This window comes from Bacillus cabrialesii (assembly GCF_004124315.2).
Lineage (GTDB): Bacteria > Bacillota > Bacilli > Bacillales > Bacillaceae > Bacillus > Bacillus cabrialesii.
Genome location: NZ_CP096889.1, coordinates 211,257 through 227,657, shown reverse-complemented (window position 1 = coordinate 227,657; position 16,401 = coordinate 211,257). Strand labels below are relative to the sequence as shown.

Annotated in this window: 14 protein-coding genes and 1 pseudogene; 3 read left to right on the top strand and 12 right to left on the bottom strand. The window is 40.4% G+C overall.

What is annotated here, in order from left to right; all coding sequences use genetic code 11:
* The first annotated feature begins 136 nt into the window (after positions 1–136).
* Complete coding sequence (locus tag EFK13_RS01290) at positions 137–1,024, top strand: LysR family transcriptional regulator (protein WP_129506885.1); 888 nt, start codon at positions 137–139, stop codon at positions 1,022–1,024.
* A 190-nt stretch (positions 1,025–1,214) separates the two neighbouring features.
* Here the strand turns inward: EFK13_RS01290 and ybdK are convergent, their stop codons facing one another.
* From ybdK to EFK13_RS01275, 3 genes are read right to left on the bottom strand one after another with little or no spacing between them, the layout of a single operon-like run.
* On the bottom strand, positions 1,215–2,201 hold the full coding sequence (ybdK, locus tag EFK13_RS01285) for a two-component system sensor histidine kinase YbdK (protein ID WP_129506886.1): 987 nt from the start codon (positions 2,199–2,201) through the stop codon (positions 1,215–1,217).
* Positions 2,198–2,869, bottom strand: coding sequence for a two-component system response regulator YbdJ (ybdJ, locus tag EFK13_RS01280; protein ID WP_129506887.1), 672 nt, complete (start codon positions 2,867–2,869; stop codon positions 2,198–2,200). The genes ybdK and ybdJ overlap by 4 nt, the downstream gene beginning before the upstream one ends.
* Before the next feature lies 1 nt (position 2,870).
* Positions 2,871–3,848 carry an alpha/beta fold hydrolase gene (locus tag EFK13_RS01275; RefSeq protein WP_129506888.1) on the bottom strand — a complete coding sequence of 326 codons (978 nt, stop codon included), beginning with the start codon at positions 3,846–3,848 and terminating at the stop codon, positions 2,871–2,873.
* Between the two features lie 135 nt (positions 3,849–3,983).
* Between EFK13_RS01275 and EFK13_RS01270 the strand changes: the two genes are divergently transcribed.
* Both EFK13_RS01270 and EFK13_RS01265 read left to right on the top strand, forming a co-directional pair.
* Entirely contained in the window at positions 3,984–4,814 is an 831-nt protein-coding gene (locus EFK13_RS01270; RefSeq protein WP_129506889.1) for a MerR family transcriptional regulator, read from the top strand.
* A gap of 5 nt (positions 4,815–4,819) precedes the next feature.
* Positions 4,820–5,818: a serine hydrolase domain-containing protein gene (locus EFK13_RS01265; protein ID WP_129506890.1), complete on the top strand. Its 999-nt coding sequence runs from the start codon at positions 4,820–4,822 to the stop codon at positions 5,816–5,818.
* Positions 5,819–5,964: 146 nt separating this feature from the next.
* Here EFK13_RS01265 and EFK13_RS01260 read toward each other — a convergent pair whose 3' ends face one another.
* The 9 genes and pseudogenes from EFK13_RS01260 to glmS form a co-directional block, all read right to left on the bottom strand.
* Complete coding sequence (locus EFK13_RS01260; RefSeq protein ID WP_248894262.1) at positions 5,965–6,216, bottom strand: hypothetical protein; 252 nt, start codon at positions 6,214–6,216, stop codon at positions 5,965–5,967.
* Positions 6,217–6,564: 348 nt separating this feature from the next.
* Positions 6,565–7,737 carry an MFS transporter gene (locus tag EFK13_RS01255; RefSeq protein WP_129506892.1) on the bottom strand — a complete coding sequence of 391 codons (1,173 nt, stop codon included), beginning with the start codon at positions 7,735–7,737 and terminating at the stop codon, positions 6,565–6,567.
* 125 nt (positions 7,738–7,862) lie between these two features.
* Complete coding sequence (locus EFK13_RS01250) at positions 7,863–8,165, bottom strand: ArsR/SmtB family transcription factor (protein WP_129506893.1); 303 nt, start codon at positions 8,163–8,165, stop codon at positions 7,863–7,865.
* Between the two features lie 326 nt (positions 8,166–8,491).
* Complete coding sequence (locus EFK13_RS01245) at positions 8,492–8,854, bottom strand: Na-translocating system protein MpsC family protein (RefSeq protein WP_129506894.1); 363 nt, start codon at positions 8,852–8,854, stop codon at positions 8,492–8,494.
* Positions 8,855–8,911: 57 nt separating this feature from the next.
* On the bottom strand, positions 8,912–9,202 hold the full coding sequence (locus EFK13_RS01240; RefSeq protein ID WP_129506895.1) for a DUF6407 family protein: 291 nt from the start codon (positions 9,200–9,202) through the stop codon (positions 8,912–8,914).
* A pseudogene (locus EFK13_RS01235) lies at positions 9,192–9,735 on the bottom strand (carbonic anhydrase). Before EFK13_RS01235 ends, EFK13_RS01240 begins: the two are co-directional and overlap by 11 nt.
* A 77-nt stretch (positions 9,736–9,812) precedes the next feature.
* A complete protein-coding gene (locus EFK13_RS01230; RefSeq protein ID WP_129506896.1) occupies positions 9,813–12,431 on the bottom strand; it encodes a DUF2309 domain-containing protein in 2,619 nt (872 codons plus the stop codon).
* A 14-nt stretch (positions 12,432–12,445) separates the two neighbouring features.
* The gene (locus tag EFK13_RS01225; RefSeq protein ID WP_129506897.1) at positions 12,446–13,963 is read right to left on the bottom strand and encodes an NADH dehydrogenase subunit 5; all 1,518 of its coding nucleotides are present in this window, start codon (positions 13,961–13,963) and stop codon (positions 12,446–12,448) included.
* Between the two features lie 589 nt (positions 13,964–14,552).
* Complete coding sequence (gene glmS, locus EFK13_RS01220) at positions 14,553–16,355, bottom strand: glutamine--fructose-6-phosphate transaminase (isomerizing) (protein ID WP_129506898.1); 1,803 nt, start codon at positions 16,353–16,355, stop codon at positions 14,553–14,555.
* Positions 16,356–16,401: the final 46 nt, after the last annotated feature.

Below are 16,401 nucleotides of genomic sequence, written 5' to 3'. Positions count from 1 at the left end.
TGTCCTCTCACCACCTAAAATAGTAATTTATTGAAGTTGTTATATTATGAATTTATAATAATATGTATTTATGGAAAATTCTAATATATATATTTTTTGTAATCATAATTATTTTTTATGAATGGAGAGATGAACGATGAATCTTCATGCATTGAGACTGTTCTACACCGTAGCTGAGGAAGGAAATGTCACATGTGCCGCCAAAAAACTAAATATAAGTCAGCCTGCCGTGACATCTCAGATTAAAAAACTTGAGAAAGAAATTGGACTGACTTTGCTTAGCCCTAATGGAAGAGGAATTCTTTTAACACAAACAGGACTCCAGCTTGCTAAACAAGCAAAGAGATTATTCTCGCTTCAAAATGAGATTGAATCCTTCTTGGAACATCTAAAAGAAGGCTCTGTAGGAAAGCTGCACATCGTGGCAACTAGTTTACCAGCTAATTTTTTGCTCCCAAAGTGGATCAGCCGTTTTAAAGGAGATTACCCTGATGTTGATGTGGAAATGACCACAGTCAATTCAACAGAAGCCATAAATCAATTAGTAAATTATAAGGCTGACCTCGGTATTATTGGGGGAAACAGGACGTTTAATAAACACATTAGCAGTACATTATTATTGGAGGATGAAATGTTATTTATCTCCAATAATAAACATAAATATGCAGAACAAACTATAAAATTAGAGGACATTGTAAACGAACCGTTTGTTTTTCGTGAGGAAGGGAGTTTTTCTAGAGAGTTATTGTTCTCTTTATGCAATCTTTTCAATGTAAATAAGCCATGTACAGGATTACAAATGAACGGGTTAAATGAAACCATTAACACTGTCATAGAAGGGTATGGTGTAACATTTGTTTCTTCGCTTGAAGTCAATAGCTATATATCAAGAGGAGACGTTAAAAGAATTAATGTGGAACATGTGGATGTTACTAATCCTATTTCGTTATGCTGGAGAAATGATGATGTCATCTCGACATCGGCATTTAATTTTATTGAACTGATAAGAAAAGAAAAAATGTAATAATCTTAACACTTTATTATATAAGCGCATATTATTCTTCATGAACTGAACTCTTGCAAAAGTTTCCAAAAGTGATTTAAACACCTTTTTTAACTCTTCATCCTTAACATACCACTTGCATTCTATTAATTTTTTATATATTGAACAGTTTAAAAAACCCCTTGCATATACTTACTAAGGGGTTTACAATTTATCTTTTTTTAAAATTGAAACAAGTTCCTGTTTTATCTGCTTTTAAATGATAATTAATATGAAGCAGCCTGCATATATCCTCAATAATCTTTAACCCAAGCCCCTCACTATTCTCATTCTGATCAAATCCAATACCATCATCACGAATAGAAACAGTGCCATCTTCGATCGTGACTTCCATCTTTTCAGCTTTTGAATGCTTTAACGTATTTTGAAAAATATTATCAAACAGCCTTTGCATCCATAACACGTTGCTCATCCATATCACATCTTGATCTGCCGGCTTAAAGTGCAATTCAATCCCATTCATACTATATAAATAATCCCACTTTTTCACCGCTGTTTCTAACAGCTCGTTAAGACGCACTTCTTCATTTACGATATAAGAACTTTCTAGCGTCTCGGCGGAATATAGATTGAATTCATTGGTTAATTTCGAGATATATTCAATTTGCTGATACAACGATTCGAATACGGCCTGATCATGACATTGGCCTTCCAAATAAAACAACTGCAGCCTGAGAGCTGTTAAAGGTGTGTTAATGTCATGACGCAGTTTTTGCAAAAGCTCCTTTTTGATTTCCTCCTGCTGTTTCAATTCCAGTTCACGATATGTCGTCCGTTCAATCAACAAATTGACCGACTTGATCAGCTCTCCGATTTCATCAGCGCGTTTCACTTCTATTTTATCCGGCACCTTTTGATCACTCGCCAGATGCCGAATGGTATGATGTAATAGATTGATTTTATGCAGCAGAGAATGAATCGACTTCGAAAATAAAAAAGCCAACAATAAGAGTGATAACAAAAATACAACGAGCATTGCCGGATACGCAAAAGACCTATGAAAAGGCATGCCGTGATTCATTGATTTAAACATGCTGTCATAAATGACAGACATCAAAATACTAACTGCCAGCAATAGCACCGGCACACTAATGACAGCCGTAAATAATAACAACATATATTTTGTCTTTAACTTCATTTCTTCACAACGGTATTCAGCCGATACCCTTCTCCATATATATTTTCAATAATCTCACCCGCTTGATCATTGATTTTGGCTCTGATTTTTTTAATGTGTACATTGACAATATTCGGGTTTCTGTCTTCGAGCTGCCACAGATATTCAAAGAAATGATCCTTTGTCAGGGTGCTGTCCCTATTTTCATATAAATAAAAGAAAATTTTCCGCTCAATGGCAGTAAACAACACCTCATCATGCAGGCTTTCATTGAACACTTTTTTGGTTTCCGCATCAATATACAAGTGCTTGATTTGCGTAAAGGTTCCATAATGATGCTCAAGCATATTCTGCATTCTTAACAGCAGTTCTCTCGGATCAAAGGGCTTCACCATATAATCCTCGCCGATCTGCAAACCTTGGAGCTTGCTGTCCATGTCATTGCGAGCCGATAGAAAAATGACCGGAATGCGCAGCCCCAGCTTTTTGATTTTTGCAGATATTTGATAGCCGTCTTCACCCGGCAGCATCACATCCATAATGACCAAATCCACCTTCTGTATGACCGAAAGCACATCCGCTCCATCGGTCTTCCATATCACATGATAGCCCTCACGCTGCAAAATCTTTTGCAGCAGATCGCCAATCATTACATCGTCTTCCACGATTAAAATCTGATAACCCTTCATCCTAGCGAACCTTTCTCATAAACTCCATGGAAAGTTTATATATTTGATCAGGCTGATATAAATAAATACTGTGTGTACCCCTCAGTTCCTTTATATCGGCTGTATTGAATTGAGCCGCAAACGCTTCATAATCTTTTCTGTTTTGTATGGCATATTTTGAGTTTCTATTTTGGTCAGAGACCGCATCTAAAATCAAGACGGGAGTTTCTTTTGGCGCCGGCAGATTTACAGATTTCCTGCCGTTTTGGTAAGACTGTAAAAGCTCATGCTCCATATCAGCATTAAAAAATTGCTTAAAGTTAATGGCTTTATAGACTTCTTTTTCTTTATCGGTTAAAAACGACTGGCGAATCACCTCGGGATTATATACAGCGGAAGACATAAACCGATGAAAGCCAATCGACGTTAACAGATGGAATCCTCTCACTTTCAGTCTGTCAATCCCGCTCAACTTATACGTGACATACTGCTGAGGCAAGCCAATATCCATCGCAATAATGGCCTTGATTTCCTTAGGATATTTCTGCGCCCAATAAATCGCCTCGATGCCTGATATGGAATGAGGCATTAAAATATAAGGAGGCTTATTCCCGCTTTTCATAAGCGCTTTCCTTGTCTGTTCCAGTACCGTATCAATATCTCTGTCATCGTTAGACACATCACTGTATCCATAACCTGCCCGATCTACAACAGCAATCTTATTTTCTTTTGAAAATTTGCTGTACAAACCTTTCATCTCATAAGCAGGCGCAGCAATCCCCGAGCCGGACATAAACACAAACGTGTCCTTCCCGCTTCCCTCTTCGTACACATTCATCTTTTTCCCATCAACATCGACTACTGTGCCTTTGCCTTTTAACAGTGCCGCCTCCTTATTTAGCTGGTAATGGTGATAAATAAAAACGGAGACGGAAACTAGCAAAACCAAAGCAGCCAGGCCGCCAAAAACGATCTTTAGGACTTTCCATAATGTTTTCATATGTTGCTCCTTTCACGTGATAAGGAAAGGATACGATATGAAAATAAATTTCTGATTAATTTTGGAAAGATTTTATTTTGACATTTGACTTTGCCCTTACGGAAAGGTGTACATTTGGAGCATGGAGGTGATCGCTTGCTATCGATCGGTGAATTTTCAAAGATATGCAAAGTATCAACAAAAACACTGCGATACTATGATGAAATTGGATTAATCCACCCTGAGGACATTAACCCTGAAAATGGATATCGATATTATTCTATCAGGCAGCTGAAAGAAATGCTCTTGATTAACCGTTTAAAGTCGTATCGCTTTTCACTGGAAGAAATCAAAACCATTCTCGATACAGATGAGGATCAGGCAGAAGAAAAGCTAATTTTCGGCCTTGAGCGAAAAAGACAAGAAGTACAGGCAAAGATCCATGCTTATGAATATACTCTTACACAAATGAACCAAGATATGCAACGTGCAGAGAAGGGCAAATCAATGATGTCATGGTTTGACGATATAGAAGTAATGCTTGCCGAAACCCAGCCAATGAACATTCTTTATATACGCCAAATGCTGAGCAGTGATGACTACGCCTTAGGATATGAGAAGTATTTTAGCAGACTATATGAAAGAATTGCCGTTGATAAACTTACCTTGCTCGGTACGCCCATGACAATTTATCACAGCCCTGAATACAACCCTGCCGGCAATGATACAGAGTTTGCGATTCCAATAGAGGAGACTGTTACTGGAACAAGAGATTTGCGCGCAGGCCTTTGCGCAAAGTCTGTATTAAAGGGCCCCTATGCAGAATTGACAGCGGTATACGCTAAGCTAAGGGAATGGGTCGAAGATAAGGGCTATGAATTGGCGCAATCACCCTATGAAGTGTATGTAACCGATCACCAGCAAGCTGATGTCCCAGAGAATATTGTGACTGAAGTGTATTTTCCAATAAAGAAAAAAGAGAGGTAACGGTCATGCAAAGAAACGACTGGCCAACTGCAGGCCCGGCAGCCCTAGGCATGAACGCCGAAAAACTGTCTGAGCTTGACCTTAAAATCAAGTCCGAATACAGCAATATAAACGGTATGGTGGTTGTAAAAAATGGATACGTCGCTTTTGAGCGCTATTATCATAGCTATGGACCGAATGATACGCATCATGTAGCATCAGTAACCAAAAGTATCATATCAGCTCTTATTGGGATTGCGATACATGCAGGATACATAAAAAGTGTCGACCAAAACGCACTCGACTTTTTCCCAGAATACGTCCCGGGTCCTTATAATAAACAAAAACAAGACATCACCCTACGCCACCTTCTCACGATGACAGCTCCATATCCATTTAAAGACTGGCAAGAACCGCTCGACAAGATGTGCATGCAGCCTGATTGGATCACCTATACGCTCGATATGCTGGGTCAAGGAGGAACAATCGGCACATTTAAATACTCCACCGCGGGCGCACACCTGCTGTCAGCCATCATCACCCGCACCACAGGCAAAAGCGCCCGCGAATTTGCCAACGAGTACTTATTTAAACCGATCGGCATGAAAGAAATTCCGCATTATGAAATGAAATCATTCGGCTTTGACGATCTCTTCGGAAAAGACGTGAAGGGATGGGTGAATGATCCAGACGGAAACTCAACCGGAGGATGGGGGCTTACGCTGACTTCGCGGGATATGGCTAGGTTTGGTTATCTTTATTTGAATCACGGTATTTGGAACAACCAAAAGATCATTCCTGAGTCATGGATTGACGAATCAACAAAGATGAACGCCAATAACTATGGTTATCTATGGTGGCTTCGTGATGAGGCCGGTGTTTTCTCTTACTCAGCACTGGGTGATGGCGGGAATGTGATCTGCTGTATTCCGGAGAAAAACCTGATTGTAGCAATCACATCGGAGTTCATCATGAATGCTCGTGACAGGTGGCAGTTGATTAAGGAGTATTTAGTTTCTCAATGAAATTATGAAAATTGACAAACGAGAATTTCTTATTGGTAGCCTGCTCTAAGGAGCACGATATTGAGAAGGCTGCCATTCTTTCTTAGGTCAATTAAACTTTCACAAAACAGAATTCCGCGATATTTTATCCATGTAGTAACATAAAGTCACCACAAGACCTTTTTTTCTTCCTCCTGCTCAAGAAATAGATAATTTTCAGGGCTGCCTAAAACAGAAAAAAGCGCCAAAAACAACTTCCATCCCCGGATTGGACTTCCGCATCTAAACTTCAACACTTCTCCTTCCGCTAAAGTAAACCTCAAAGTTTGGCTTGTACACCAAGCAATCTTCACTTGAATAACATGTTCACCAGGCGGCAAATCAATTTGCAGCCTCCCTCCATCTTTGATATTTCCCATCTCAGCCCCATCAATGAGCACTGAATACCCTCTCACTTTGTTGATGTATTGCGATGTCCTGCTAATTTCAATGTACGTCTTTTGATTCACGATGACACATCCTCAAAAATAATCATCTTACAAGCGAAAAGCGTTAGAATCCTCTCGCCAACCGTTATTTCTCAATCCTAGTATATTATAACTTGCCGTGCTTCGGCTCTCCGTCGGCAAAAATCCTTACAGCTTCAGTGTGCCTTCAACATGACGGATTTGAACAGCATATAAAAAACACCCGCTTGTATAACGAGCGGATGTTAGATCTCTCGAAATGAAACCATTGAATGTTAAGGATGAAAACAAAGCACTGTATTATTGGTTGATATCTTTTAGCATCTGTTTCGGTTGTGAATGAAAAATCATCAATGATGCAATAATGGCAATCATAACCCCTAACGCACCAACCCAGGTAATCGAAGCCAATGATACGTTTTCTACAAAAACGCCCCCTATCCCCGCGCCAACTGCCATGGCGAGTTGCATCATGGACTGATTAATACTGAGCAAAACACCTGACATTTCCGGTTCTATTGTAGCCAAGTGAAATTGCTGTGTCGGACCGGTGGACCATGCGGCAAACGACCATAATATGAGAATCACCAACACGCCGATATAGGAATGAGTGACAAATGACAGCAGAATCAGTGTAACGATATGCAATGTCATCCCGCCAACAAGTGTAAAGGGCACTCCCCATTTGTCAGTGCTATATCCCCCAAACTTTGATCCAACTAAACTTGCAATTCCAAATATAAGCAAAACACCGCTAAGCAGCTTGCCGTTTATACCTGAGATGTTCAAGAGATACGGTGACAAATAAGTATAAGCAACAGAATATCCCCCGAGCCAGAAGAAAGTGATTGATAACCCCATCGCCACTTTCCGTTTTTTGAGAAGAGCAAGCTGTTGAAGCAAAGGTACAGGCTTATCTCCTTCAGTATGAGGAAGAGTAAAGAAAATAACGGCCATTGCGATCAATCCCAACAAAGCAATTGCTCCAAATACAGACTTCCAGCCTAGCGCTACTGCTATCATTCTTCCAAGCGGAACACCAATGATTAAAGAAGCGGTAAATCCCATTACGACAGTAGCGATGGCACTGCCTTGCTTCCCTTCCGATGCAATCTTAGCGGCAATCGTTAATGCGGTGACAACAACCATACCTGCCCCCATCGCCATAATGATCCGAGCAGCAATAAACCACCCATAACCAGGAAGCACAAAAGCCAGGACATTGCCAAACACAAACAAACCGAGGGCATACATCATCAATTTGCGTCTATCCATACTTGCTGTCAACGCCATAAGCAAGGGCGTGGAAAGAGCATAGACAAGTGAAAAAATCGTAATAAGCTGGCCCGCGGCAGCCAAGGTTATTCCGAGTGTATGAGCAATGTGATCCAAAATACCGGAAATGATGTACTCTGAGGTTCCAACTAAAAAGCTGACAATGGCTAAAATGTAAATTTTCCAAGTGTTAGACATAAAACATTCACTCCTTAATTACTAATAGACATATTACGAAATATCGATTTGTTATTATAAAAATAAACACATCGTAATATGTCGATATGTATGGTGTAAAAATAAACATCTTTTGATGTTTATTTTTATATCTCTGTTTTAAGAAAGTCAGCAAGTTTCCCAATGGCTTCTTCATCTCTTTTGTAATACGTGTACTTTCCGATTCGATTCGCTTTAATCAAGCCGGCTCTTAAAAGGATGGTAAGATATTGAGAAGCCGTCGATTGCGTCATTTTCAATTTGTCTGTTATTTGACTGACACATACCCCGATTGTGTTCATATCAATCCCTTCATGGGGTGCAAAATGACGATCAGGCTCCTTCAGCCATTGCAAAATTTGCAGCCTTGATTCATTTGATAAAGCTTTGAATACTTCAATTGGTTCCATATGGATTATTATATCGTTATATTCCGATATGTCAATTCGTTTTTAATGCTTAGCTTTTTTTTAGGCTTATTTCTGACGAATTCCGTGAAATGAAACTGAAGACAGCATATCAAAAATGGCCTCTATTCATGTGTCATTGTACGCTTTTTGTAACCCGGAATTGGCTTTGTTAATCTAGGCGTCCGCTTAGGTTGCGTATGACAAATCATCAATGATGGCAAAAACCCTAAAAAAAGAGGCGGAAGATGATTAGGTTCAATCAGCTTCCAGCCTCTTTGAAAATGTAACCTCTGCTTGGCTTGAATAGTATTGTTTAATTCTTCATATTAAAGATTTTTCTCTAGATCATTAACTAATTTAAATACCATTACTCGTTCACCTGTCCGAGAGCTTAAATCAGTATGAAAACTTGTCACTTCTTCTCCGGTTATCGTCAGGATAATATTCTTAAGTTCTTCAATACCTGATTCAACTAACTCCGAACGAGTTTGTTTGATAGATAGCATACCCTCTTTTGATTCACAAACTGCATATTCAGCCGGTGTTAAAATTCCTTTTAAATTAACAATGATCATATCCCGCAGTATATCAGTCTTAACAGAAACAGACCCTCGCCCAAGATAATCCTTTTCCCATTGTGTAATGGACTTGCTGATCTCTGATTCAATAGAACCTTTCGATTTCTTCATATATAATACATCTCCTGAGCAAAATAATTGGCATATTCTATTTGTGATGTCGTCTCATTAATATTCTCTTACAACATGTCCTGCATATACATCTTCAATATCCAAATCAGTTTTCCCGTTTCTTGAGACCACTATCATTTTGGATAACATATTTTCTTCCATAATAGAGTGTATATGCAAAAATCGAACGCTTCCTAAATGGGTTTCCTCAACTTCTTCATAAGATTTCAAATGATAAAAATCAATTGCTTTTCTTGTTACTTTTTTCAAACATTCCATATTTTCGCGATCAAACGCACTCATTTCCTCTATTGTTTTCGTTACAAAATCAATTAAATTAGATTCCATACGCTCTCCTTAATGACAAGCAATAATCAGGTAAGGCTTGACGCGGTTTTAATAGCAGGGGCCTCCACAATGGGGGATTTTCCATCCTTAGGATTAACGATTAAACCTCTAACTTTCACATATGACGGCACTAGTGGATGCTGGCGAATGATATCAACGCTTTTTTCAATACAGTCACTGCTATTTTCACTTAGCCATTCATCGACCGTACCACCTAAAAATTCAGGTCTGCAATTTTGAAAAAGATAATCCAATGTTTTTATTTTATCTTTCATTGTTTCAAGTTGAGTCAGTCCATTGCCTGTGGAAGTTCTCTTATCTTTTGTTCCTACAACAAAAACCTCTTCAACGTTTTCCTGATATATTGCAATGATAACAGACCTCATGATTTCTCCATAAGGATGTGAGATACTGGCGCCATAGCTTTGTATTGTCAGCATATTTTCCGCTGGAGTGTTAGTCGCTTCTTGTAAAATAGGCTCCAAGCCGTTTTCAATGTCCGTCAAAAATAATACTTTTTTATTTACATTCATACAGCACACCTCTTATTTATGTTTATCATTTTTTATATTGAGTAACAGATCCATTTGATACTTGTTTATATGAAGGGTTACCAGCTTTCCCAACATCCGTCTGGACCAATACTAGCCAGCCGGACCCATCCATTTTGAACTTTTTGCAGAAATACTGGGTCATTATTTAATAACCGTTCTACATATTCTCTAGGGGCTTGAATGACAATCAACAAACGAAGAGGAGAATGATAAGCCTCATGATCTGATTGCATGACGGATTGCCAAGGCAGTCCGGCTAACAAGTCACTTGCATTCCCCTGCATAACGCCGAGACCTGCAGTAACAGTTTGAGTTGCTTTATTTCCGCTGCCATAATAATGAGGTGCTACCGTTGATGCGTAATATTGTAAATTAATCCATTGGGCCACAGTTCCAGGTCCCGCAATAATATTGGCCAGGAGATCACCGCTTTCGTCCTGCTTCCAATCATAATTATGAAGAAAAGCTCTTCCTTCTAAATCACAATCCTGAGTTAGTTCACGTTGGCCGATAATAAAAGATGCATTACGAGCCAGTCCCCATTCCGGACGTATTTCACTCCAATCCTCCGCAAATCGGTGTGCCTCTGCCTTCGGATTTTTAAGTTTCGATTGAAAATTCGGCAATTGGGCCAGACGTTCTGCATTTACATGATGTCTCACTTTTGGCATAACAGCTTCGATACGTTCAAATGCTTCTTGTGCTGCTTCGGAAAGCTCTGGTACATAAAGCCAATGTAATTCATCGACCGTTGTATTATGTTCAGCGGCAGCAAACACCGTATCCTCAGGGATTGTAATTCCTTCGGTTAAAAGAACTTCTCGTACCTCTGAAAGATTACATAAAGCAGCTAAAACTCTTGCATTGAATCCGCCGGCAGCTCCACCGCAGGCACCACAATCAAGAGCCGCGGCATAAGGGTTATTCGTACTTTGGCTGCCATGTCCGCAAATCACGACTAATGGCGCGAAATTCTCTGTTAACCCCATCATTTTTAGTGCTTGGCGAGCATAGCTCACTTTTTCTTCTTCAGTAAAACCTACAGGTATTTCTGCCTGTGCGTCATCATCATGATGAAGCGAAAGTTTTGTATCAGGTTTACGTAACCACGTCTCACGGAGATTACGAATGAAACGATCCGCTTTTCTTGGCACAAAGCTGCGCGCTGCCATTTGCAGACTAAGCCAAGGTCCACTTAGCTCAGGCAAAAGTAAGCTAGCAAGCACATTCTGTTTCATCGTTTTAAAGGTATAGCTTACGGAATGGACTGCTTGCTTGCGTTGATTGTATTTTTCGAGTGCATCTTCATCTGCGAACTCTTTTATTTTATTTTGCGGTTTTTGTATAATCGGCAAGGAGGCATGACTGTGTTTACTGCCAAGTTCACACGTTGCAATCGGCACCCCGAAGAAACCGGCAACGCCAATCGTTTCAAACGGACCTTCTTTTTCCAGATGGCGGCGAAAAGGTTCTGATCGTACATCAATGCAGAATGCTAATTGAGCTAATGCCGATTTTTTGCTGATATTTTCCCGTTGTTTCGAGATGATCTTTTGACTTAATCGATCTGTGTGTGTTTGCTCCCAAGCTTCTAGCCAAAGTTTTCTGCGAAGTTTCTCATTAAAACGATAAGCAAATGATAAATATTCGTTTTGTTCATTGGCCGGCATCTGTGACCATTCCTCTAATGTCAGGCCACCCCAATGAATCCAAGCTGCTAAAAGAGGAGTCATCGAAATCTTTTTCTCAGATCGTTTATTATTCAAAGGTAAATACGGCTTTATAAGGGCCCACTCCATCGATATTCGAACCGCTAAGTATTCTGTTAGAAGTGCATGTTCATGGCTCGATTGTTGAGAGCGCCAAAGCATCATCCCTGCCCATCCAGGCAAGGAAAGTAAATGGCCTTCAAGATAAGTCTGGATTTCTGATTCTGGGATTTCCAGTGCGAATAAGGCTTCTTGTAAAGCCATATGTGCCTCTCGCGGCCAACCTTTTAACCTTTTACGCTGCTGTTTACTGAGTGCTGGATCATATTGAATGAGATGCTGCCAGGCACGATAGAAGCCCTCCTCACGATTGGGCATTGTCCAGCCCGCTTGAGAGTCATCAAGATATAATTTACTCCACTTAATGACATGCTGATCAAGTATATCGACTAACCTTTCACCATCTTGATTCTCTATATATGAACTTATTGGTTGCGTATAAAAACTCTCGATATGATCCAATCCACTACATTCATTCACCAATTTCTCCAGCTTATGTGATGATAAAAGGGCGGAAGGCAGTGGATCTAATTTTAATCCAGCATGACAAAATCGCTCCGCTACGTCCCGCGGGATGTGAAAAGAATGTGAATCAAGCCAGCGCTGCAGCCCCATTTCCACAAAATCTTCATCAATCTCACCTTTATTTTTTGCTGAACGGATCATAGATGCACTAGGGTAGATATCAACATCACGAGTGTTTTTCAACCAATCTGCAACCTGATCAAAAGATTGGTTTTCAAGTCCCATCCACGGATTACGTGCAGCAAATGTGGAAATAGGCCAAAGTGGCGCAATCACTCGGCTGGCAGATTGAATGAAAACGTTAAGATCACGCTCTTGAACATCAATATCTGTATCTTTCTTTTTTACATTTTCTTTCGTTAATACGGATGTAATGCCCATCTCAGATTAGCTCCTTATGATAAATATTGTTTAAGGTAGTCTGGGTGACTCTCTACTGTCTTTGGTTTTGCTTCACCTAATCGCACTAACCAAAGATAGAGTACCGCGGAGAAAACTGAAGAACGTTGACGAGCAACCCACGTACCTAAAGCACCGCCAAATAGCAATAGACATAAGACAATGACGACAGCTGACATTGGAGGTTGAACACTTTGTAAAACGGTTGTATGCAGCCACTTATAGAAGAGGTTATGAATGATAAAATATACAATGGCTGCTCCTCCCAAAAATGTTAAGCCAACAATTCGGCCAATTTTCCCCTCTCCAAAAGCTACGAGCTGAGTCCAAGAAACGGACAATGACCACCCTAAGATCAGCGCACTAATGACTTGATATCCCTCTCCAGGAGCAGCGAGCCAAAAAGCAACGCCTATCAATAAGGCTAACGTACGGCCAGCCATGATCCATAAATAGGATGATCCCTCATGAGCCCGCGTCGATCCTTCATGACCCTGTACTGCCGAACCAGCCTGTAAAAATAACGTAGCTTTGAATAAACCATGTAAAATAAGATGAATAATGGCTGCTATATAGGCTCCCAATGCACACTGAATGAGCATAAAACCCATTTGTGCAATCGTGGAGCCCACTAGCTGGCGTTTATAGTCAACCTGGACCAAACTAATACCAGTTCCAATCAATACAGAGATGCCAGCAAGCAGAAGTAAAATCATCGATGCTATACCACCATGAAATAGAGGTGAAAAGCGAGTTAGTATAATCCCGCCTGCGTTTACTAAACCGGCGTGCATAATCGCAGAAACAGGAGTTGGAGCAACAATAGACTCAGTTAACCATCTTTGGAATGGCCATTGAGCCGCAGGAATGATCACTGCTAACACAATCAATAAATGAATCCCTGTTCTCTCCCAAATCCCCAGCTGAGCTAAACTTTCATTTGTTAAAACCAACGATAACCGCCATTGACCTGTGACTTGAAAAAGCCATATCATCGCGAAAAACAAAGAAAACCAACTTAACAAAAATAACCTGCCTGAAATCTTGGCTGCTTCACTAGCCACATGCCAAGCACGGTTTAACCTTATAAGTAAGGTTAAACCGACAAGAGTTGCTCCCCAACATATAACCATCAAGCGGAGATCGCCACTTAACCATGTAATTGAAGCAGCACCTGTAGTGAAAGTAAAAAGCGTAAAATATTTTCGATATGATCGATCTCCCATTAAGTAACGTACAGAAAAACGCTGAATGACGAAGCCAATTGCAAGAACAAAGAAAGTCATTAAACAAGCTAATGAATCTAAGTGCCAAGGGCCAATCTCTCCATTCACACTGCTATTGGCAAGAAGCAGGAAGGATGCCAAAAGCGGTAAAGCCAAGATCCCCATATGAATGCGAACATAACTCAAGGGTACTCGCGGAAGTAAAAACAATAATCCACTTATCCCGGAAATAATAAGCATAATAAAAAATAATGTTAATAATGATGACAAACTCAGCGAAAACAACATTTCAAATTCTCCCTTAGGTAAAATTCTCTCTGTAATTGAATATACATTTCTTTATCTCTTTGAATAATTACGTATTTTTTCCAATAAAAAAGCCGACAACTTCAAAACTCAATGATTATCTTAGTCATTGAATCTTGAAAATTGTCGGCTTCACTTCAACTAACTTCGCAAAGTTTTTTGAAGAGCTACCTTATGATTGGTCATTTTACTATATACAATATTTTAAGTTCCTTCTAAAGGAATATCGTTAATTTAGTACCTTGATTTATATAATAAATCGACTTATGTTACTCTTCGTTTTTTATTAGGATACTTTTTCACCCTATCAAGATTTAAAATGAAATATTAAAAGAATGCTAAAGGCCTAATTTTATTAACAAACAAAAATAAACATCTGCGCCGATTATTAAGTTAAGTATAAGATATGCTAAATTTTAAACATTGTCAACTAAAACTCCTATTCTAATTCAGTGGGAATCAGATTTTGGTGTTGGAATACGGAGATAGTAAAAAAAATATCCGTTTCACTTATAAACTGCGGAGGTACAAAAAAACCCCCTTGGCTAAACAACCAAAGGGGTTAAACAATTTATTCCACAGTAACACTCTTCGCAAGGTTACGAGGTTTATCAACATCACAGCCGCGATGCAGCGCAGCATAGTAAGCGATCAGCTGCAGTGGAACAACAGATACCAACGGAGCAAGCGCTGGGTTTACTTCCGGCAGTACGAATCTGTCATCCGCATCGTCTAAGCCTTTCAGTGAGATAATGCATGTGTTTGCTCCGCGAGCGGCAACTTCTTTGACGTTTCCGCGGATGCTTAGGTTTACGTGCTCTTGTGTGGCCAGTGCGAATACTGGTGTACCTTGTTCGATCAAGGCAATTGTGCCGTGCTTCAGTTCTCCTCCGGCAAAGCCTTCTGCCTGGATGTAAGAAATCTCTTTCAGCTTCAGTGCGCCTTCGACACATACGAAGTAGTCAAGGCCGCGTCCGATGAAGAAAGCGTTTCTGGATACAGTCAAGTATTCACGGGCGATCATTTCCATTTCGTCTTTCTGGTCGCAAAGGGCTTCCATTGCGTTCGCAGCGATACCGAGTTCTTTGACGAGGTCAAATCCGATATCAATGCCGTTTTTGTCAGCAGCTACAGATGCGAGAACCGCAAGAACAGCAATTTGCGCAGTGTATGCTTTCGTTGACGCAACAGCGATTTCAGGACCCGCATGAAGCAGCAACGTGTAATCAGCTTCACGAGAAAGCGTTGATCCCGGTACGTTTGTGATTGTCAGGGCTTTATGTCCGAGCGCTTTCACTTGAACAAGAACCGCGCGGCTGTCTGCTGTTTCTCCGCTTTGAGAAAGGAAAATGAAGAGCGGTTTCTTAGACAGAAGCGGCATGTTGTAAGAGAATTCACTCGCTACATGTACTTCAACCGGCACGTTTGCCCACATTTCAATATATTGTTTACCGACAAGTCCTGCATGGTAGCTTGTTCCGCAGCCAATGATATAGATGCGGTCCGCTTCCGCTACAGCGGCAGCGATATCGCCAGGTACAGACAGTTTGCCGTTTTCATCTTGATATGTTTGGATGATTTTGCGCATAACAACAGGCTGCTCATCCGTTTCTTTCAACATGTAGTGAGGGTACGTGCCTTTTTCGATATCACTGGCATCCAGCTCAGCGATATAAGACGCACGTGAAATGACGTCACCATCAAGGTTTTTGATGACAACTTGATCATCAGTGACGATGACCATTTCTTTATCCATCAGCTCTACGTATTCGTTGGTTACTTGAAGCATCGCCATCGCATCAGATGCTACAACGTTGAATGTATCTCCAAGACCGACTAATAGAGGGCTTTTGTTTTTCGCTACAAAAATCGTTTCTCTGTTATCGTTGTCGAATAAAGCAATTGCATAAGAGCCTTTTAACAGTGTAAGTGTTTTGCGGAACGCTTCTTCTGTATCAAGACCTCCGTTGACAAATTGCTCGATTACTTGAACAACTACTTCTGTATCGGTGTCACTTTTGAGCTCTACATCTTGTAAATACTCTTGTTTCAGCTGAACATAGTTCTCGATCACGCCGTTATGAACAAGTGTAAAGCGGCCAAGTGCGCTTTGATGCGGGTGAGCGTTTAGATAGCTTGGTTCGCCATGTGTTGCCCAGCGAGTATGGCCAATTCCGGCTTTCGCTTCTACATTGGCATCCACAACTTCACGAAGATCCGCAATGCGTCCTTTTTCTTTGAACACATGAATCCCCTGCTCGTTGGCAACAGCGATACCAGCAGAGTCATATCCGCGGTACTCAAGCTTTTCTAACCCTTTCAGCAAAATTTCCTTCGCATCAAGATGACCGATATAACCTACGATTCCACACATATTTTCTTCCTCCTAAGATTGTAAAAGGAGACGAAGAAAGTCAAAT

Coding starts and splice junctions, on each gene's coding strand:
- EFK13_RS01255 (WP_129506892.1), bottom strand. CDS start 7,737: ATGTCTAACACTTGGAAAATTTACATTTTAGCCATTGTCAGCTTTTTA.
- EFK13_RS01245 (WP_129506894.1), bottom strand. CDS start 8,854: ATGAAGAAATCGAAAGGTTCTATTGAATCAGAGATCAGCAAGTCCATT.
- glmS (WP_129506898.1), bottom strand. CDS start 16,355: ATGTGTGGAATCGTAGGTTATATCGGTCATCTTGATGCGAAGGAAATT.
- EFK13_RS01260 (WP_248894262.1), bottom strand. CDS start 6,216: ATGGGAAATATCAAAGATGGAGGGAGGCTGCAAATTGATTTGCCGCCT.
- EFK13_RS01275 (WP_129506888.1), bottom strand. CDS start 3,848: ATGAAAACATTATGGAAAGTCCTAAAGATCGTTTTTGGCGGCCTGGCT.
- EFK13_RS01265 (WP_129506890.1), top strand. CDS start 4,820: ATGCAAAGAAACGACTGGCCAACTGCAGGCCCGGCAGCCCTAGGCATG.
- EFK13_RS01250 (WP_129506893.1), bottom strand. CDS start 8,165: ATGGAACCAATTGAAGTATTCAAAGCTTTATCAAATGAATCAAGGCTG.
- ybdJ (WP_129506887.1), bottom strand. CDS start 2,869: ATGAAGGGTTATCAGATTTTAATCGTGGAAGACGATGTAATGATTGGC.
- ybdK (WP_129506886.1), bottom strand. CDS start 2,201: ATGAAGTTAAAGACAAAATATATGTTGTTATTATTTACGGCTGTCATT.
- EFK13_RS01290 (WP_129506885.1), top strand. CDS start 137: ATGAATCTTCATGCATTGAGACTGTTCTACACCGTAGCTGAGGAAGGA.
- EFK13_RS01240 (WP_129506895.1), bottom strand. CDS start 9,202: ATGGAATCTAATTTAATTGATTTTGTAACGAAAACAATAGAGGAAATG.
- EFK13_RS01225 (WP_129506897.1), bottom strand. CDS start 13,963: ATGTTGTTTTCGCTGAGTTTGTCATCATTATTAACATTATTTTTTATT.
- EFK13_RS01230 (WP_129506896.1), bottom strand. CDS start 12,431: ATGGGCATTACATCCGTATTAACGAAAGAAAATGTAAAAAAGAAAGAT.